The organism is Micromonospora sp. KC207, from assembly GCF_004348615.1.
Classification (GTDB): domain Bacteria; phylum Actinomycetota; class Actinomycetes; order Mycobacteriales; family Micromonosporaceae; genus Micromonospora.
In genome coordinates this window covers 1-19198 of the sequence record NZ_SMKJ01000031.1, presented here as the reverse complement: position 1 = coordinate 19198, position 19198 = coordinate 1, and the positions used below count along the sequence as shown (strand labels likewise).

At 68.2% G+C, this 19198-nt stretch carries 13 protein-coding genes; 1 reads left to right on the top strand and 12 read right to left on the bottom strand.

Going from position 1 to position 19198, the window contains the following annotated elements; all coding sequences use genetic code 11:
* Positions 1–250: 250 nt before the first annotated feature.
* From E1258_RS06440 to E1258_RS06390, 11 genes are all read right to left on the bottom strand, one after another.
* A complete protein-coding gene (locus E1258_RS06440; protein ID WP_165949665.1) occupies positions 251–1204 on the bottom strand; it encodes an NAD(P)-dependent oxidoreductase in 954 nt (317 codons plus the stop codon).
* The gene (locus E1258_RS06435; RefSeq protein WP_132397725.1) at positions 1197–2333 is read right to left on the bottom strand and encodes a glycosyltransferase; all 1137 of its coding nucleotides are present in this window, start codon (positions 2331–2333) and stop codon (positions 1197–1199) included. The genes E1258_RS06440 and E1258_RS06435 overlap by 8 nt, the downstream gene beginning before the upstream one ends.
* Positions 2330–3727 (bottom strand): His/Gly/Thr/Pro-type tRNA ligase C-terminal domain-containing protein, encoded by a 1398-nt coding sequence (locus E1258_RS06430; protein ID WP_132397723.1) that lies wholly within the window; start codon positions 3725–3727, stop codon positions 2330–2332. The genes E1258_RS06435 and E1258_RS06430 overlap by 4 nt, the downstream gene beginning before the upstream one ends.
* 1 nt (position 3728) lies before the next feature.
* The gene (locus E1258_RS06425) at positions 3729–4772 is read right to left on the bottom strand and encodes a class I SAM-dependent methyltransferase (protein WP_132397721.1); all 1044 of its coding nucleotides are present in this window, start codon (positions 4770–4772) and stop codon (positions 3729–3731) included.
* Positions 4773–4818: 46 nt separating this feature from the next.
* Positions 4819–6240 (bottom strand): pentapeptide repeat-containing protein, encoded by a 1422-nt coding sequence (locus E1258_RS06420; protein WP_132397719.1) that lies wholly within the window; start codon positions 6238–6240, stop codon positions 4819–4821.
* Positions 6241–6254: 14 nt separating this feature from the next.
* Positions 6255–6863 (bottom strand): hypothetical protein, encoded by a 609-nt coding sequence (locus tag E1258_RS06415; RefSeq protein WP_132397717.1) that lies wholly within the window; start codon positions 6861–6863, stop codon positions 6255–6257.
* A gap of 365 nt (positions 6864–7228) precedes the next feature.
* Positions 7229–10378: a non-ribosomal peptide synthetase gene (locus tag E1258_RS06410; RefSeq protein ID WP_165949664.1), complete on the bottom strand. Its 3150-nt coding sequence runs from the start codon at positions 10376–10378 to the stop codon at positions 7229–7231.
* 23 nt (positions 10379–10401) lie between these two features.
* Positions 10402–11619: a cytochrome P450 gene (locus E1258_RS06405; RefSeq protein WP_132397713.1), complete on the bottom strand. Its 1218-nt coding sequence runs from the start codon at positions 11617–11619 to the stop codon at positions 10402–10404.
* The gene (locus E1258_RS06400; protein ID WP_132397711.1) at positions 11616–13415 is read right to left on the bottom strand and encodes a non-ribosomal peptide synthetase; all 1800 of its coding nucleotides are present in this window, start codon (positions 13413–13415) and stop codon (positions 11616–11618) included. The genes E1258_RS06405 and E1258_RS06400 overlap by 4 nt, the downstream gene beginning before the upstream one ends.
* A 56-nt stretch (positions 13416–13471) precedes the next feature.
* A complete protein-coding gene (locus tag E1258_RS06395) occupies positions 13472–15529 on the bottom strand; it encodes a hypothetical protein (RefSeq protein WP_132397709.1) in 2058 nt (685 codons plus the stop codon).
* Positions 15530–15543: 14 nt separating this feature from the next.
* The gene (locus E1258_RS06390) at positions 15544–15933 is read right to left on the bottom strand and encodes a hypothetical protein (protein ID WP_132397707.1); all 390 of its coding nucleotides are present in this window, start codon (positions 15931–15933) and stop codon (positions 15544–15546) included.
* Positions 15934–16784: 851 nt separating this feature from the next.
* On the opposite strand from E1258_RS06390, the gene E1258_RS06385 reads away from it, so the two are divergent.
* Positions 16785–17969, top strand: coding sequence for an ISAs1 family transposase (locus E1258_RS06385; protein ID WP_371688576.1), 1185 nt, complete (start codon positions 16785–16787; stop codon positions 17967–17969).
* A 124-nt stretch (positions 17970–18093) separates the two neighbouring features.
* Here the strand turns inward: E1258_RS06385 and E1258_RS06380 are convergent, their stop codons facing one another.
* A complete protein-coding gene (locus E1258_RS06380; protein WP_243715233.1) occupies positions 18094–19020 on the bottom strand; it encodes an IS701 family transposase in 927 nt (308 codons plus the stop codon).
* Between the last annotated feature and the right edge of the window lie 178 nt (positions 19021–19198).

Below are 19198 nucleotides of genomic sequence, written 5' to 3'. Positions count from 1 at the left end.
GGTGTGCCCCCGGGCCGACGTGGACAACTGATGGCGTTCCGGCGATAGCATGGTGGCCGTGATCAATCTATTGGCCAGTTCGCGCGATTCCCCGTCGGACGCCCAGGAACCCGAGGATTGTAGCGGGAGTGGATTTGCAGGATGATTTACGAGATGCCGCCGGACACCGCGTGCGATCGGTGGCGAGCGGTCAGGGAGCTGAGCATGCCGCAGGAACCAAGAGGTAGCTCCCCATATGTCTGGTAGCTGTTCACGTCCACACCGCTTGATGACGTCCCACCCTTCTGATGTTCGCCCGCACCAACGCAGCCACCCGTCGCTCTACGGCGTCCACCACACCCGCTACATGAGGGCTGGCCAGCAGATTGGGGGCGGTCAGCAGACTCTCCGCTCCGGTCATCGGCTCGTGCCGGAACACGTCCAGCGCGGCACCTCCGAGGTGTCCCGTCCGGAGCGCGTGTTCGAGCGCGCCTTCGTCCACCAGGTGCCCGCGCGCGGCGTTGACCAGGAAGGCACCGGGCTTCATCGATCGTAGTTCGCGTTCACCGAGGATCGGTGGCTGCATAGGACGCCGGAGACAGATAAAGACCCAGTCCGCCTGGCCGACGCTTTCCACCAAGTCGTCGTACCCGTGCCCGTCGACCCCGGGAAGCTCACCGCGATAACTCGCGCTGACCGCCATGACTCGGGCGCCGAGCACCTGAAGAAGCGGGCATAGAGCACGGCCGACGGCACCCATACCGATCACCAGGGCAGCGCTGCCGTGCAGCGTGGCGCCGAGTGGCGAACCCCACGCGCTGCCTGCCGGGAAAGTGGCGCTCACGGTAGGCACGTTTCGGCCGAGGGCAATCGCAGCCATCATGCACCACTCGGCCACGGCGGCGGCGCTGCCGGTGGCGGAGGTGTCGACGGCGCTGACTGGCACGCCCAGTTCGCGGGCTGCCTCAAGGTCGACCCGGTCCAGTCCGGAGCCCCACTGCTGCACGAGCCGCAACCGCTGACCGTTGGCAAGGACCTGCCCGGTGACCGGCGCCAGCAGCGGCACAAGCACGTCAGCATCCCGGACGGCCGCGGTTAACTCTGCGACCGTGCATTGCGTGACCACAACCTCCGGTAGCGCCTCGGCCAGCATCGTCGGGACGTGGGGAAACCCGGCACGTGAAACGAGGATGCGCATCGGCACGCCCGGGGTGAGCTCAGACATCGGACGGCACCCGCTTACGGATCGCCTGCGCCACGGCGTACACGTGTTGGTCGATCTCCGCCTGGCTGAGCCCGTGCAGGCCCGGCTGGACGGTGGCCACCCGGCTGAAGAACAGGGCGCGGAATGCCTCCAGAAGCTCGTAACTGAGCCGACCTGAGCGGGCGCGCTCCAGCACCGTGACCAACACGCGGGCCCAGATGTCATCATCGACGTCAGGCGGACCGGCTGCGGCCCCGCCCAGCAGGGCGGCATACTCCGGGTTGCCTGCCTCCCGCTCGAAGCCTAGTTCCCCCGCCGCTCGCATCAGCTTCAGGTCGTACGGCTTCTCGAAGCTCCGATCGATCTCGGGCGTGGCAGGGAAGGAGGGCAGTTCGCCGCACGCCTGCGGCCATGCCGCGAGCAGGGTGAACAGGGTGCTGTTCGAGGTGTGGAACTTGATGGGGAACTCATCCTCGATCTGCTCTGGGGTGTCGCTGCGCCACGAGTGGAACTTGCCACCAGTCAGCAACACTTGGACGAGGTCAGACCCTTCCAGCCCGGTAAGCACGAGGAACGGATCGATCCCGAAGCCCTGCGCCCCTGGCAGCCACTGTTTCTCCAGAATTCGGCGCATAAATGCTGGGCTGAACGCGTAGTCGCCGCCGATTGGCTGGCGGACCGGCTGCCCGGTGATCGCAAGGACTAGCGGTGCGACAAGTTGGTTGGTCTGGTTCGCGTCGTACCAGGTGCGGCCGTAGAGGGGTACGGCGATACCGGCGCCATTGTCCATAACGGCCGTCAGGAAGGTGTCGATCCATTCCGGAGGTACGATCTCGAGGTCCGCGTCGATGGTGATCGCAGCGTCCGCTCGCTGCGCCACGGCGTACTCGAACAGTAGGCGGAGATTGGCACCCTTGCCGAGGATGCCCGGTGCGGTCTGTAGTCCCACCTTCGGCAGACGCGTGGACGCCGCCAGGAACCGCGCCCGGGTGCCGTCCGGCGACCGGTTGTCCATATTGACGAGAATGAACTCTGCGCGCCGCCGGCAGCTCAGGGCGGCCTTGTCGAGGCTCTCGGCGACGGCCGCCACCGTCTTCGCCTCCTGATGCGTTGGCACTCCGAGCAGAACTCGTGGAACGCGACGGGTCATGAGGTGCCACCTCTCGATCTGTGCCACGGACGCATTGGCGGGTCGCTCCAGTCCGACTCGGCGGTCGGCGCGCACCGCTGCAGCCGTTCCAGATCCCGAATCAGGTACTCGTCGAGGGTCGGCCGGTCAATCGCCGCCGGGCCGTCCAGGATGACGGGCTCGCCCGCCATCTCACGATCGCCGATCACTCCAAACAGCGGCTGCCAAGCGGTGCGTAGGGCGGCCAGACGATGACCAAGCGACTTGTTCAGGTGCGCGTCCACCGCGACGCGGAGGCCCGAGGTACGCAGTACGGCCGCCAGCCGCTCGGCCGCAGCGTGGTGGTGCTCACGCACAGGGACCAGCACCACCTGGTGGCGAGCCAACTCCGGTGGTACCGCCCTTGGTCCCACGTCGGCCAGTCCGCGACCGAGCGTGATCGGCAGCAGCTTCGGTACGCCCGAGGCCACCGTCGAGTGGATCACCGCTATCGGCCCTCCGTCATCGAGCCGGACGTCAAACCGGTCGGAGTTCGTGTCGTCCAACTGGAAGTTGAACAACATGACGTTGCCGAAGCCCGCATCGACGTACAGACCGCCCTTGATCGCGTAGTATCGCGGTCGCCGCGCCAAGTGCCGCACAATCGTCAGTCCCGACACCGCACGCGCCAGTGCCTGGTACGCGTGCTGCTGGTCGAACTCGGTGCCCATGACGGTGTCAACGATCTGGCAGTAGTCCGAGCCGAACCAGAACTCCATAGCCTCGGCAGCACGGGCAACAGTTTCGCGGAAGACATCGGTGGCCTGCATCGTCGAGCACAGGGTATGCACGTCCGAGACGTGGTACTGCCGAGCTCGGTCCAGGCTGAGCTCGCCGCTCTGGAACCGGCGAAAGATGGGTTGCGGGCTCACCATCGTGTACGGCAGCCGCTGTGGGTCGGCCCGGGTGTGCCTCATCCAGGCGAACAGGTTGGGATCGGCGGCGTAGCTCAGCCGCAGCGACCGGTCCCGGTCGTCGAACCGAAACATGCGTCCCTGCTCTTCGTACGCCGAGACGAGCTGACCCATTTCCCCGTCGTCCGTCGCGAACACCAGGGGAAAGTCGACCAGGTTCGCGTTCAGCCGGGCGAGGTGTGCCCGGTTGAAGCTTTTCAAGCTTTCATCGATCAAACTGCCGGGCGGCAGGACGGTCAGGAAACCCTTCGGTGTGCCACGCCGACTGATGAAGCCCAGTTGATCGGCCAGCTCAGTGACTTCGTTGCGGGTACAGGCGCCGGAGGCGGTCCCGGCGAGCCGGGCCAACGCGGAGTTCCCCGCCGGTTGGTCGACTAGGAACTCTGCGAGGTCCGCCTCCTCGCCCTTCCACAGAAGTTCGCCCGACGGGTTGAGAACCTGGACGGAGGAGACAGCGGTCATGTCAACGCGGCACCAGGTCGTAGAAGTTGAATCGGGGGCCCGCGCCGGGCCGGGTCCAGACCCGGCGGCAGTACAGATCCGACTTCTCGAACAGCTCCAGCCACAGCGCCCGTTCCCGCGGAAAGCCCTGCGCGGTGAAGATGTGCACCAGGTAGAGGTCGCAGTCGTTCTCGAGTTGGTCGTAGTGCAGCTCCGGCTCGCCTAGGATGAAGCTCTTGATGTAGCCCGCCCGCAGCTGGCCGGCGATCCTGTTCAGGATGGCAAGCACGGCGTCCTCCCCGTCCCGGAAGTGTTCGTGCAGCACGCCGACACCGAAGACGGCGTCGGCGTCCTGGGTCTCCTCGGGCCAGGTATCGGGGCTGAACGCATCCGCCACCACGAAGCCAAGCCGGTTCTCGAGCCCGGCGTCGCGGGCCAGTTCTTTGGCGATGTCGATGGAGGGAGCGTCGATGTCCAGCCCCACACCCTTGAGCGCTGGATCCGCCCGGCAGGCATCGAGCAGGAACTGGCCAGCCCCACAGCCAAGGTCCAGGACCTTGCGGACATCGAGCGTGCTCAGCACCTCCAGGACGATCGGGTCGTGGTAGATCCTGAAAAGATCGGCGCAAGACCGACCTAGTGCGGCGCCGTTGCGCGTGACATCGCGGCCATATACCTTCTCGCCGGTGAGTAGGCCGGTGAGCTGTGAGACGACTGGTCCGTACGCCTCGATGTAGAACTCGAGCTGGGCCAGTGCAGTGACGCCGACCACGTCCACGCCCTGATCGGTCAGCCGCACCACGTCACCGGTGATCCGTACTACACCCATAATGTCCAGATAGCGCAGGAGATTGCCGGCTAAGTGCTCGTCCAGATCTCCGACGATCTCAGCGATCGGCATCTGCCCCTGGCCGGCGAGCTTGTCGAGCATGCCAGTGCGCCGCGCCGCTACCAGGGCGTAGGCGAGATTGAAGGAACTAATAAGCCCGTCCACGCCCGATCGGTGATAGCCGGCCCAAGCACGTCGAGGCTCGGTGTCAAATTTCGCGATTAGCTGGTTCCCCATGGTCGTGTTCCTCTCTCTTGTCCGTGAGACCGCATCAAGGCGGGGATCAGGTCGAGCCCTTGCGCTCACCGGCGAGTAGCAGCCCGAGTCCCTCGATGAACGAGACGAACTTCTCCGCGCCGTCTTCCTGGCTCTTCTTCGCGGACTCGATCAGGCCGGGGCACCGGTCGATGAAGATCGGAGCCTGCACTCCCGCGACGGACACCTCCTGGCAGGTGACCTTTACCCAGGTGGACTGGTACATGTTCGCGCCGGAGAGGTCGGCACCAGTCAGGTCCGACTGGCTGAACCGGCTGTACGCCCCATTGGCCTCACGCAGGTTCGCTCCATTGAGATCAGCCGCGATGTACGCCTGCACCAGGATCGCCCCGGTCAGGTCGGCGCCGGCCAGGCACATCGCGCGCGGCGGGTCGCCGGTCAGCATGGCGCGGTAGAGGTTGATACCGCGCATCCGAGCCTGCTTGAGGCCGGTATCCCGCATCGTCATGCACCGGCCGGTGAACTGCGTCAGATCTGCCTCGCGCAGGCTCGACTCAACGACGTGCAGGTTCTCGCCCTGGGCGTTGGACAGATTCGCCCCGACCAGAGAACTGGACAGTATGCTGGCGGCGTGCAGGATCGCACCAGTCAGGTTCGCATCCGGCAACGCGGACTCGACGATGCGAGCCTGACTCAGGTCGGCACCGGAAAAGTTAGCCCCGATTAGCGAAACTTGGGAGATGTCCGCGCGGGGCGCGTGGATACCGGACGCGGACCAACCACTCGCACGGACGCCGCTGATCCGTACGCCCGACAGGGACGCGCCGGTCAAAGTGACCTCGTCCGCGTCGGTGAGCCGCTGCAGGACGGCTCCCTCACCACTGGCGCCCGTCAGGTCGGCACCGGTCATCGAACACTTCGTGATTGTCAGCTGGCTGACCTGTGCCTGGCCCAACGTGGTGCTGCGGAGCAAGCACTCGTTGATCTCCGCGCCCTGGAGCGCCGTGCCGCTCATGTCAGCACCGGTCAAGTCACACTGGTAGAAGGTTGCGCCAGCCAATTGCGCCCCGGAAAGGTTGGCACCGCGCATAGAACAGCCGTGGAACAGCGAGCCGGTGGCGTCGCGCAGATCTGACAGGTCCGCGTCATCGAGCTTCGAGGTCTGGGCCGCGAGCGCGTGCACGTACGCCCCGCGAAGACGCGCTCGGCTCAGATCCGTCCGTTCCAGGCCTGGACAGATCATGGTACATCGCTCAAGATTTGCCCCGACGAGCTTGGCGCCGTGAAGCACGGCACGGCTCAGGACCGCCCCTTCAAGATCGCATCCGGACAGATCCAGGTTGCTGAGGTCAGCCTCGGCGAGTTGCAGACCGCGGCCGGTCTCCTTAAGCAGCATCTTGGTCAGCTCGGACACCTCGCCGAGCGCGGTGGCTCGGTCAGCATGGTTCGCGAGATTCCTGAGCACGTCGACATGCAGAGGATTTGCCATTTGCGTCCCCTTCGCTAGAGGTGGTCGGTCGTCGAGCGCTTCCGTCCGACGCCAGCCCAGTAGTCCGACTGGACCTTCCTGCGTTGCGCCGCGTCCGTGGCACGATAAAAATCAGTCCAATAGCCCTGCTGCGGTACGACGAATTCCGCCACCTCGACAGCCTTCTGCGCCACCAGCCACATCAATCGATGACCATGGCGCGCTGGATTGGCCACGCGACGCCCACGAAGATCGGTGAAAAGTAGCTCACGGATCTCGAAACCGTTCAACCGGACAGCGTCGGCGATTCCCTGCGGATTGAACACGTGAAGGCCGTGCGCGAAGTACCCATTGACCGGTACGTGCAGGAAATACCAACCACCGACAGACAGCATCCGTAGGCAGTTTTCCAGGCACTGGCGCGTATCGAAGACATGCTCAAGCGATCCAATGTCGATAAGTGAACCGAACCGACCGAAGTAGTCCGCCGGTACCCGCTCGTTCATGTCGAACCGCAGCTCAGCGCGCTCGTCGAAGAGATCGAGCGCGACGACTTCGGTGACGCCACGAGCCTTCAAAAGGTCAACCAACGTGCTTGTCCGGAAATCCGCGGACAGCGGCGCTGGGTGCCCTGACACCACCATTCGGCGAAGGGCGCCGAGAGTGGACGACTCCGTCGCCCAAGCGGGTAGACGAATATCGTGTAGCCCAAAAAGGAGGGCCGGTGCCGGCATCTCACCGGCGAATTCGAATAGGTGATCCCATAACCGAGCATGCCGAATCCTGGCGATCGCCAATCGAATCTCCCCATCCATCGCAGACCACTGGCGCGCAACGCCAAGATTTACACTTGACAGCATTATTGACTATCTTCAATGCAATGTCAACCGTCAACGACGCCCAACTCGCACTCGAATCCGACGTCTGCCTGCGACATCTGGCCTACGAGTGCAACGAGAGCATTCGCGGGCTGATTGCTCGTCGTACAAGAGAAAATGGTCTCACCCCGTTAATCGCTGTTAACGCTTTCGATCTTGATAGGTGCCGCTCCCGGATTCCTTTCGCCGGCCAGCTCCACCATGGCGGTCCGCACTGTCGCGAGCAGCCCACCGGCCGTCCCGTCATCGATCCCGTCCGACCGGCGGAGCATGACCAGATCCCAGCCGCCGTCGGGCTGCGGGAACGCCTCGAACATCAGTTCCAGAGCGGTCGTCGGTGGTGGCACCCGTACCGTCCGCAGGGCGACCCCTGGAGCAAACGCGCCCGACGGCGGCGCGTGCTGCACCACCACCCACACCTGGAACCAGGGGTGCCGGTCACGCGGCGGCGCCAGCACTCGCACCAGCTCGTCGAAGGGCGTACGACCGTGGGCCATCGCCGCCGCCGTCCGATCGACGACCCGGTCCAGCAGTGCGCCGGCCGGCTCGTCTCGCACGCCCGCCACTGGAACCACCAGCGGGTTGACGAAATAGCCCACCACGTCGTCGAGGTCCGGGTGCGGCCGGCCGGCGGTCACCGTGCCCAGGCAGACGTCCGGGACATCGAAGGTCCGCCCTAACCCGCGGCCCACGGCGGCCAGCAGGGCGGCCACCGGCGGACCACCGTGCCGCCGGGCCGCACCGGTCAGCGCCGCGACCTCGGCCGCAGACGCCCTGGCCACCAGCTCACGCCGGGCCGCCTCGCCGGTGGATCCCGGGGCCGGCAGCACTGGTGGCATCGGCCGGCGCAGCGTCCGCCGCCAGAACGGTAGCTCGTCCTCCGCCCACTGCTTCAGTCCGCGCCGCTCCCAACGGCTGTAGTCGGCGTACGACGGACCGCTCGGGCCGTCGGGCACACGTCCTACCAACCGGTTCCGGTAGGCCGCGCCGAAGGTCTCCAACAGCCGCTGTTCCGACCAGCCGTCGAAGGCGACGTGGTGGATGTTCAGGCAGAGTAGGTGCCGGTCCTCGGCCATCCGGCAGAGCCGGGCCCGCAGCGACACCTCGCGCTCCAGGTCGAAGGGGCGACGCCACCAGTCGGCGGTCACCAACCGGGCCAGCTCGACCGGATCGGCGCAGCCGTCCGGGCCGGTGACCCGTTCCAACGTCACCCGGGCGGCGGCCGGGTCGAGGACACGTTGCTCCGGTAGCCGACACGTCCACTCGTAGACCGTGCGCAGCGCTGGGTGGCGGCGTACCACGTCCTGGAGCGCGGCGTCCAACACCTCGGCGTCCAGCGGCCCGTCGAGCAGATACGCCAGCATCACCACGTTGTCGGCCGCACCGGACATGGTCTGCTCGGCCATCCAGAACCGGGTCTGGGCGTGGGACAGCGGCGCGGCGGAGCCCTCGCGCTCGTCGGCCACCGGAACGGCGGCCACGACTGGTGCCCCGCCCCGCAGCAGCTCGCGCAGCCCGTCGACGGTACGAACCCGGTGGACGTCGGCCACCGTGATCCGCCGTCCGAACCGGTCCATCGCCCGGGCGACGAGCCGGACCGCGTCCAGGGACGTCGCGCCGGCCTGGAAGACGTCGTCCGAGGCGGCGAGGTGGGGGACGTCCAGCAGCCGCCGTACGTCGGTGAGGAACGGATCGGCAGCGTCGGCCGGATCCGTCGTCGCGGGGCCCCGACGCGCGCCGGCAGCCTGCTCGGCGAGCGGCCGGAGGGCCACAGGGTCCACCTTGCCCGTCGGGCCGAGCGGAAGACGCTCGACGTGCCGCCACACCGTGGGGGTCATCGCCGGCAGGAGTCTCCGCCTAGCGAACGCGCGCAGCTCCGCGTCGGTCAGCGGGACACCGTCGTGGCTGCTGTAGACCATCGCAAGTTCCGGCCGGCCCAGGCTCAGCTCCAGGCGCAGCACCGCACCGGCCGCGATCCGGGGGTGGGCCATCAGCACCGACTCGACCTCGCCCGGTTCGATCCGTACCCCATTGACTTTGAACTGCCGGTCGGCGCGGCCGCGGTAGCGCAGCAAACCCTCCTCGTCCAGATAGCCCAGGTCGCCCGTGCGGTAGTGGCGCACCCCAGCCAGCTCCACGAAGGCGCGGGCCGTTTCGGCGGGATCGTCCAGATAGCCGGTCGCCAGGCCGTCGCCGGAAACGAGGATCTCCCCGACGGAGCCGACGGGCACCGGGCGGCCTCCGCCGTCGACCAGCCTGATCCCGGTACGCGGCACCGGCCGGCCGATCGGCACGTCGTCGTCCGGGTCGGCGACGTCGCTCGGACGGATCACGTGGGTGGTGGTAAAGATCGTGCTCTCGGCCGGGCCGTAACCGTTGACGAGCCGCAGGCCGGGGAACCGGTCGAGCACCCGGCGCACGTGCGGCGCGGACACTCGCTCACCCCCCACCAGCAGCAGCCTTATCCGGCCAAACAGCTCCGGCGCCTCGTCTGCGAGCACGTTGAAGAGGGAGCTGGTCAGCCAGAGGCTATTCACGCCCCGCCCCACGGCGGCGGCCAGCGCCTCGACGTCGAGGGCCGGCAGGTGCGCCTCCAGGAGCTGACAGCGACCGCCGTTGAGCAGCGGCGCCCAGAGTTCCAGCGAGAACCCGTCCCACGGCAGCGGCGCGGCCTGCAGGAAGACGGAGGTCGGACTCAGCGGGATGTCCGGGTGGCCGACCAGGGTGCGGATCGTGCCCCGGTGCGGGGAGACGGCTCCCTTCGGGCGGCCGGTGGAGCCCGAGGTGTAGAAGACACAGGCCGGCTCGGCGCCGTCGAGCGCGGGCAGCGGGGCGGGTCGGTCCGGGCCCGCCGTCAGGTCCGCGTACTTGACGAGGGGCACACCGGGCCGGCCCGCCCCCGGGTTGTCGGCCACTAGGAGGCGGCACCGGGTGCCGTCGAAGACCGTGGCCCTCCGGTCGGGCGGCCAGCCGGGGTCCATCGCGACGTATGCGGCGCCGGTGGTGAGCACGCCCAGCAGCACGGTGACCAGCTCGACGGAGCGGGGCAGGCATACCGGTACGAAGTCGCCCGGTCCGACCCCCCGGGCCGCCAGCGCGCCGGCTATCCGGTCGGCCCGCGACACCAGCTCCGCATAACTCAGCCGGCGCTCGCCCTGCTGAACGGCTACCGCCTCGGGGGTAATCCGGGCGTACCGGGCCACGACCTGCTCGATCCGGTCCCCGTGGTGATAGGGGCCGGTCGCCGCGTCGGCCCGGTCGGTCGGCGCGACGCCGGTCACGGCCGCACCCGGTCCGGCCGCCATCAGCCGACCGCTAGCGGGAGCGAGGTGGTCCCGAGGATGAAGTTCGAGCGGAGCCGCCGGGGCATACCGGCGAGCCGGAAGCCGGCCGGCGCGGCCAGCAGCGCCCCGAAGAGTAGTGACAGCTCCCGTTGCGCGGCGGGAGCCCCGACGCAGCGGTGGATGCCCGCCCCGTAGGACAGGTGCCGGTTGGGGCTGCGGGCCACGTCGAAGCGGTCGGCGTCGGGGAATTGGGCCGGGTCACGGTTGGCCGAGACGTTCCACAGGGTCACCGAGTCACCCCGGCGGATGAGGTGCCCGTCGCGTTCCACGTCGCGCATCGCCACCCGCTGCACGTACGCGTTGACCGAGCTCCACCGCAGCATCTCTTCGATCGCGCCGCTCAGAGCGTCCGGCCGTCGGCGCAGCAGGTTGTACTGGTCGGGGGCGGAGACCAGCGCCTCGATCCCGTGGCAGGCGGTGTACGACGAGGTCTCGTTGCCGCCCACCGCCACGTTCATGCAGTTGAAAAAAATGTCCTCCTCGGACATCCGCCGGCCGTTCACCTCTGCCTTGAGCAGCAGGGTGACCAGGTCGTCGCCGGGGTTGCGACGCCGTTGCGCGAGCAGGTCGGCGAAGAAGTCGAAGATCTCCGCCTGCGTCCAGGCCAGCCGCAGCTTCTGGTCACCCCCGGTGTCCACGAACGTCTCGTCGCGGAAGCCCACCATTCGTCGAGTCAGCCCGATGAGGTGATGCGCCTCGTCGTGCCCGATGCCGAACACCACCATGAGTGCGCCGGCAGGCAGCTCGGTGGCAATCTCGGTGGCGAAGTCGCAGCCGCCGGCCGCCACCGCCTGCCCGACGGCCTTGTCGAGCAGGATCCGTACTTGGTCCCCGACGCGGTCCACCACGGCGGCCGACAATGCCGGGGCGATCTGCTGCTTGAGCAGCCGGTGTCGGGGCAGGTCGCTGGCGACCAGCATCCGGCCCGCGGCGGTGTCGTCGTCGCTGCGGAAGGATCCGCCGAGGATCGCGCCCCGGGCCGACCCGAACGAGGCATGCTCCCGGTACGCCCAGTGCACGTCCTCGTACCGGGTCAACGCCCAGAAGCGGCTGCCGTCGGCACCCTCGTTCCAGTAGATCGGGCGGTGTTCGCGTAGCCAGGCGAACGCGTCCAGGTGCCGGCCGCTGACGAACAGGTCGACGTCGGTCAGGTCCACTGGGATGGACAGTCCGGTCACGCCCTGGCTCCGGCCGCCCGCGCCTGCTCCGCCAGTGCCTGCTCTGCCAGTGCCGCCACGTGGGCCAGCACCGGGTCACGCAGCACCGCGGCCAGCTCCACCGATACCCCGTACCTACGCTTGACCTGGCTGTGCATCCGAAAAGCGAGCAGCGAGTGGCCGCCGAGCGTGAAGAAGTCCTCGTTCGCGCCGACGTTCTCGACGCCAAGCAGCTCCTCCCACAGCTCCGCGAGATAGCGCTCCACTTCGGTACGCGGCGCAACGTGGCGCGCCCGGCGCTCCCGGACCCCGTCGGCGATCTCGCGCAGGGCGGCCAGGTCCCGCTTGCCGTGCTCGTTGGACGGGATCTCCTCCACCAGCGTGAACTGGCTGGGCACCAGGTAGTCCGGCAGCTCGGTGCGGGCGAACTCCTGGATGTCCCGAAGGGTGGTGCCATCGGCGGGTACGACCACGGCGAGCAAATGCCGGTCCTCGCCCTCGCCACTGGGTAGCACGACCGCCTCGCGTACGCCGTGGTTGCGGCAGAGGCTCCGCTCGACCTCGCCCGGCTCCACCCGATAACCGCGAATCTTCACCTGCCCGTCCGTCCGCCCGACGAACTCCAACACCCCGTCCGGGCGCCGGCGGGCCAGGTCGCCGGTGCGGTAGAGCCGGTCCGGGCCATCGGGTCGAGGACCGGCTACGAACTGCTGTCGGGTGAGCTCCAGCGCGTCCAAGTAGCCGCGGGCGACCCCCGGACCACCGATGTAGATCTCGCCGATCCCACCGTCCGGCACCTGCCGTAGGCCGTCATCGAGCAGCAGGATAGTCACCCCGACCAGGGGCCGCCCGATCGGGATGGTGTCCCGTTCGGCGTCCTCGGCGGTGACCCGGTGCGCGGTGCAGGCGGTGGTCGCCTCCGCCGGGCCGTAGAGGTTGTACAGCTCGCCCCGGAACTCGCCTTGCAACAGGTCCCGGCAGGCCGAGGGCAGGAGGACGTCACCACCGGCCTGGAGGATCCGCAGCGCGGCGAAGGCGTCCCGGTCCTCCCGGATCACCTGGTTGACGACCATAGTGGGGACGAGCATGGCGGTGATCCGCCGCCGCCGCATCTCACGCCGGAAGTCGGCGGCTAGGAGCTCGGGCACGGCCGGTAGGACGACGATCTCGGCACCCCGGTACAGCGTCGTCCACAGCTCGAAGTGGAATGCGTCGAAGGAGACGCTGGAGACCTGGCCGACACGATCGTCCGGCGCCAGCTCCGGCAGGCTCGGGTTGGTGGCGAACGAGACAATGTTCCGGTGCTCCAGCACGGTCGCCTTGGGCTGGCCAGCCGAGCCGGAGGTGAAGAGCACGCTGGCCGCCCCCGCCGGGTCGGCGTGGTCGACGGCCGTGGCCACCGGGGTGGCCTCGCTGCGGTAGGCCAGTCCCTCGAGGCCCAAGTGCGCGATGCGCTGCCACCAGTCCACGCGGGTCACCACCAACTTGCAGTCGGCGGCGACCAGCATGTGGTCGCGGCGGCCGTCCGGGTACCGAGCGTCGACGGCGACGTAGGCGGCGCCGGCCCGCAGGATGCCGAGGACGACCACCACGAGGTCCACCGATCGATCCAGGTAGAGACCCACGCGGTCCTCGGCCCCGATCCCGCGGGCCCTCAGGTCGGCCGCCAGGGCCGCCGAGCGCCGGTCGAGGTCGGCGTACGAGAGGGTGGTGTCGTCGTCGCTGACGGCGGGACGGTCCGGCCAGGTCCGCACGCTCGTGGCGAACATGCCGGTCAACGTCCGCGCGGCGGGCGATCCGGTGTCCTGGGTGGTCATTGCAGGCCTCCAACAACGGGCTGAGCAGCGGGTTGGACGAGGTGTGGCGGCGGTCGTCAGCAGCGCTGGGCCCGCAGCCACACCGCACGCGTAAGGCAGCGGACCGCCCCATTGACGGCGACGAGGACGATGATGTTGTGTAGGTCCGGGACCGTCCGTTCCCGGTCGCTGTCCCCGGTCAACTTCACCGTGTACCCCGCGCTGGCGGGCAGCTCAACCGAGGCGATCCCGTCCAGCCGGCACCGCAGCAGGTCCTGCCGGCGGAAGGCGGCGCCGACCGTCACGGCGACGGCTCGGTCCGCCCAGGTGGTGACCTCGACGGCGAGGCGGAACCGCTCACCACAGGCCACCTCGGCCGGCGCCGTGACCCGGACCGTCGCGGGGAACTCCCCGGCGCCGGAAAGGACCTCACCGCACCGGGAGCAGACCAGATAGCACAACCGGGGACCGGTGCCTGCGGCCGGCGTGACGTGGTGACGGACGGCGGTGGCGTCCCCGCACTGCGGACACTGCTCCGCGCGGTCGGCCGTACGCACCTGCCAGGGCTCCGGCCAGCCGTCGGTGAAGTGGTAGAAGGAGCGGCCGACGAGGGTCAGCTCCTGCTCGACCGCGTCGTGCTGAACGGCGACCAGTCCGGCGCGGGCCGACGCGTACGCTTCCGCCGCCTCGCGGGCCGCGGCTAGGTGCTCGGCCTCGGCCCGCTGCCTCACCGCCGTCCGCGCCGCGCGGTCGAGCGTGTTCAGCCGGTCGCCGTCGATCCGCAGGCCGATCTCGGCGAGTTCCCGCAGCCGCTGCGACCAGGGTCGGAACTCGTCCCGCCAGGGCACGTCCAGCAGCCTCGGCGCGGGGGCGACCGGACCGGCGGACCGGCCGCACGCCTCAGTCAGTGCCCAACTGGTCCTGCCGTCCGCCCGGCTCACCACTACGGGGCCGCCGGGGCGCACCGGCAGGAGGTCGGTCCCGTCGATCATCATCGCTGCGAGGCCGGTGGGGATCTCCGCTGTCCCCTCTGCCGATGCCGTCAGGCGGGCGTGTCTAGCCGCGGGCACCGGCGCCAGGCCGGCGTCGCCGAAGAGAACCAGCCGGCCCATGCCCGCCGGGTCCGCCGCGATCGCCTGGTTGACCTCGGCCAGCGCCGTGCCGAGCGGCAGGCCGGCGCGGAGCAGCCCTCGCAGCAATGGCGCCGCCCATGAGCTGCCGCCGCGGGTACCCACGGCGCAGACCACGGCGAGCGTGGAGCCGGCGAGCATGGTCAGCGGGATCGACACGTTGGTGCGCACCGCGCCGTCGCCGCTGGCCGCGGTGCGGCAGCTGTCCAGCAGCGCGAAGGCCGCGAGAATCTCTGCGGCGCGCAGGTGGTCGCGGATCTTTTGGGGATATCTGCAGCATTGCTGGCTCTGCTGGCAGGCGGTGAGATGCCCCGACCATCGGTCCGGCCGGACCGGCTCGACGGGCAGCAGGGCCCGTTCGTCGAGCCGGCCGCAGATCGTCCCGTCCGGCAGGCTCATAGAGCAGTTCCGGGCGTGTGCGCGGCCGGCGAGGATGGCGACCCCCTTCCGCGTGGCCGCCCTTAGCCCGGCCAACGTGACGTCGAGCCCGGCCAGTCGGTCCGGCCCACCGTCGTCGGCGAGCGTGTCGAAGGAGAGGTCGGCCGACCCGGCGGCCACGGTCGGCCCGTGCAGAAGCGTGCGCGCGGCGAGCCCGCTGGCCGTGGCTGGGTCCCGGGCCACGAAGAGTCCGAGTCGGGCGTCGGTAGGCAGTGAAGCGAGCACCGCCGAGGTCACGCCGTCGACGGCGCCCACCACGGTGACCGGGACGTTCGTGCTGAGCCGGACCGCCTCGGCGAGGGTGGCGCGCCGCATCGGCCGGCCCGATCCGCGGGCGAGCACCCGGGCGATGGGTTCGTACTCGTCCTCGGTCACCAGCACCTCGCCATGCCAGGCGCGCGGGTCCGGGGTCGGTGTCGCCGGCCCGGGGACCACCGTGGACGGTCTCTCCGGCGAAGCCAGGACCGGCACGAAGGCGAGGTCGGACTCCACGCGCTGCGCTAGCGCGGCGTAAGACTGCGGATCGGCGACCGTCATAACGCGGCCGGCGTGGGATAAGATGTTCACGTCGGGATGACCGTTCATTCGCGGCCCTCTGGGTATGTCGGATGGTCGGAGAGGCGCTCGCCGCCAGTCAGGACCTGTCGCAGTTCGACAAACGCCTCCAAATCCTCGTCCACCAACATGCCGAAATGGGAGCCGGTCATCCACACCGAATCGTCTCCGTCTGCGATCATCCGACGAAGGGAGTCACTGGTCAGCATCGACTCGTCCCTGAAAACCGAAGTGCCGCCGGTAAGCAGCAAAGACCACAATTCCGGGGTCAATCTATTCCACGGCAGTGGCGCCCACTGCGGCATCGCCGTTGAAGGTCGGAAGGTCCCGTGGAAGGTGCCGGACTCGAATAGCCGCGTTCCCGCTTGATGGGGAGACAACACGGCGCCGTTTTCACTCAACAATAACGGCTCCATCGTGGAATTTGAAAACTGCCGACCGGTTCGGCGAAAGTGGCATCCCGCCGATCTGCCCGCAACCCTCAACGATCCGGACTGAATCGCCTCTCCCTGCCGACTAAGAGGCATTAGTGACCACATCGCGTTGAATTTAGCTTTCCGCGTCTCGGCCAATGTCCGTGAGCAATTCAACCAACATGCAAGTGGCCGTATCGCAGCCTCATTCAGCCGGAGGTGGCCGATGGTTCGACGCTACGGAGCGCTACCGCTGGACCGAGTTCTTGGCCACTCCATCCATGCCGCTAGAATGATGCCGATCGCTCGACAGTCCTCCGAGGACGTCCTCGAGGTCATTAATATCACCGGCAACCCTCCCCGCTGACGGCTTCCCAGCCGGAACCCGATCCATCGTCCGCCGCGAACGACCGTAGGTTCACGGCAACATAGAAGCCTTACGATTACTCCTTATCTGCATCATGGACGTCATGGAAGGATCTTGTCAAGGTCCATGTCGATGGGCGCCGATCATGATCAAGGTGGATCATTGATCGCCTATCTGCGATGCGCAGTCGACCTGCATCGATCCACCTTGAGTGGTCAGCAAGTCTCAGACGCAGATGATTCCGGTGGATCTTGCGCATACTGCGCGAGCGGTTCCATCCCAGGGTCTGTGGAGCTAACGGTGTTTCCGGCCTGACGTGCCGGGCGTTGTGCCTGGTGAGGAGGGTGCCGTGACAGGGCACCGGCAAAGTCGTAACGGCGTCCGACTTGTGAGGCTTGGCGTGGAAGCGCCGTTGCTGGTGGCAGCAAGACGGGCATGACCTGTTCGGAAGATCATCAAGGGTCCTACGCCATGCTGATCGTTCGAAGTGAGTCATGCCCGCGCTGCCATCAGCGCTGATCTCGTCTTGGCCCACGCACCGACTCTGACCGTGCCGGAAACCGCTGGTGGGCTGCCCGCGGCGCTCGCCGGTCTGCCCGATCCACGGGCCCGCCGAGGTGGTCGGCACCGGCTGACGGTCGTGGTCACCGCAGCGGTGTGCGCCGTGGTCGCCGGCTACCGCTCCTACACTGCGATCGCCGAGTGGGTCGCCGATGTTCCGGCCGCAACGGCTCTCGCCCTGGGCATGACCCCGGATCAGCGGCCGTCGGAGGCGATGATCCGTCGGCTGTTGCAGGCCCTGGACCCGCAGTTGCTGACCGCCGCGATCGGCGTCTGGCTCGCCAGCCGGACCGCCACCGCTGCCTCGACGACCCCGCAGGCGATCGCCGTCGACGGTAAGACCCTGCGCGGCTCCCGCACCACCGACACCGCAGCTCGGCACGTGATGACCGCCTGCGACCAGACCACCGGTGTGGTCCTGGCCGGCATCGACGTCGACGGCCACACCAGATTCCAGCCGCTGCTCGACCAGATCAACGACCTGCGCGACACCGTCATCACCGCCGACGCCCTGCACTGCCAACGCGAGCACGTGACCTATCTCGCCGAACGCGGCGCGCACTGGATCCTGGATCCTGACCGTCAAAGGCAACCAGCCCCACCTACACACCCAGCTCACCACGCTGGCCCTGGCGGGCAGTCCCCGACGCCGCCCACGACACCGACTGCGGACACGGCCGCCGCGAGATCCGCAGCTGCAAGATCCTCACGATCTCCACCGGCATCGACTTCCCCGACGCCGCCCAAGCCATCCAGATCCGCCGCCGCAGACGCCGCCTGGACCAGCCGAAACGCTTCACCACCGAAACCATCTACGCCATCACCGACCTACGCGTGCACCAGACGAGACCGGCACAACTGGCCAGTCAGACCTGGCCGAACTGGTCGGTCGACACCGGGCTGCAAGAACCTGCCGCACGGCACGACAGCAAAGCCTGACCGAGTCCAGCGTCGCAGACCGGTGGGCCAGCCACCTCAAGCCCAGCGGCCCAGGCATGCTCGCCGGCCTCGGTTACCTGGGCAACCCGCGGTGATCGGTCTTGGATTGGGCCACCAACGTGACCGCGGTTTGGCGCCGACCGGTCCTGCCGCTCGCCTCGGCGGCGCCTAGTACTCCAGCCGCAGCTGGTGGATTCGGTGTCTTCGCTGGTAGTGGGCCCGTTTGGCGCGGTATTGGTGTCGGCGTCGCCATCGTGACCATCGATGTATGTGGTCGAAGGGTGGGGTGGTGGTGATCAGGTGTGCCAGGAGACGGCGGACCTCGCCGAGGCTGAGGGGCACGAGCTGTTCATGATCAGGTTCCGGGTCTCCCTTTTCGTTTGGGCGGTGGTGACGGCGAGGTAGGAGTGGGCCCACAGAACGAGAGTTATGTGCCGGTACCAGGCGTCGTACCGACGCACCTGGTAGTGGTCTAGGCCGACCTCGGTCTTGGCGGTCTGGAAGCACTCCTCGATCGCCCACCGGGTGCCTGCCACCCGGATCAGATCTTCGTCGAGGGTGCCGGCGGGGCCGAAGCACAGGTAGTAGGCCAGGTCCTTGGGGTCGGTGATGCTGCGGCGGATCAGCAGCCAGTGGCCGCAGCCGTCGTCGGTGCCGGGCAAGGAGGCCACGGCCCAGTCGTAGAGTCGCGGCCCTTTGGCGCCGTCGCCGCAGCTGCGGCGTTTCCACGCCAGGACCGGCGCGTTCGCGGCGAGAACATCTGGGCGGGAGTTGCCGGCCGTGGTCGGGACCCGTTGGTTGCGGGGCACGGCCAGGACGTAACCGATGCGCTGCTGCTGCAACCACGTCCGGAACTTGGAGTCCTGCCCGTAGGCCTCGTCCGCGGTCACCCACCGCGCCGGTAGGCCGGCGGCGATGGCGCGTTCGAGCATCCGCAGCCCCAGCGCGGGCTTCGTGGCGAACCCGACACTGGCGGCGATGCCAGCTTCCGTGCGACGAGCGGGGTCGTCACACCAGCCACGGGGCAGATACAACTCCCGGTCGATTAGCGTGCGCGCGTGCGGACTGGCATAGGCCAAGAACACACCGAGCTGGCAGTTCTCCGTCCGCCCGGCCGTGCCGGAGTACTGGCGCTGCACCCCGGCCGACTTGATCCCCTTCTTCAGGAACCCGGTCTCGTCGACGATCAGCACTCCGTCGTCGTGGCCGAGGTGCTCGGACACGTAGGCGAACAGGTCATCGCGGACAGCGTCCGGGTCCCACGCGGACCGGTTCGGAACGTGTCAAGGGATTGAGGCCAGCGGGAGTTAAGCGGCCTGTCGTTCCGGTTCGGGTTTGTTGATCCAGACCTGGTTGGGCAGGTCGAGGATCTTGGGTAGGGGTTGGGTGGTGCCGAATCGT

Bases quoted from the DNA above. Each gene is read 5' to 3' on its own strand.
- E1258_RS06425 (WP_132397721.1), bottom strand. From the start codon at position 4,772: ATGGGGAACCAGCTAATCGCGAAATTTGACACCGAGCCTCGACGTGCT.
- E1258_RS06430 (WP_132397723.1), bottom strand. From the start codon at position 3,727: ATGACCGCTGTCTCCTCCGTCCAGGTTCTCAACCCGTCGGGCGAACTT.
- E1258_RS06390 (WP_132397707.1), bottom strand. From the start codon at position 15,933: ATGGAGCCGTTATTGTTGAGTGAAAACGGCGCCGTGTTGTCTCCCCAT.
- E1258_RS06415 (WP_132397717.1), bottom strand. From the start codon at position 6,863: ATGGTGGTGTCAGGGCACCCAGCGCCGCTGTCCGCGGATTTCCGGACA.
- E1258_RS06435 (WP_132397725.1), bottom strand. From the start codon at position 2,333: ATGACCCGTCGCGTTCCACGAGTTCTGCTCGGAGTGCCAACGCATCAG.
- E1258_RS06400 (WP_132397711.1), bottom strand. From the start codon at position 13,415: ATGACCACCCAGGACACCGGATCGCCCGCCGCGCGGACGTTGACCGGC.
- E1258_RS06420 (WP_132397719.1), bottom strand. From the start codon at position 6,240: ATGGCAAATCCTCTGCATGTCGACGTGCTCAGGAATCTCGCGAACCAT.
- E1258_RS06440 (WP_165949665.1), bottom strand. From the start codon at position 1,204: ATGTCTGAGCTCACCCCGGGCGTGCCGATGCGCATCCTCGTTTCACGT.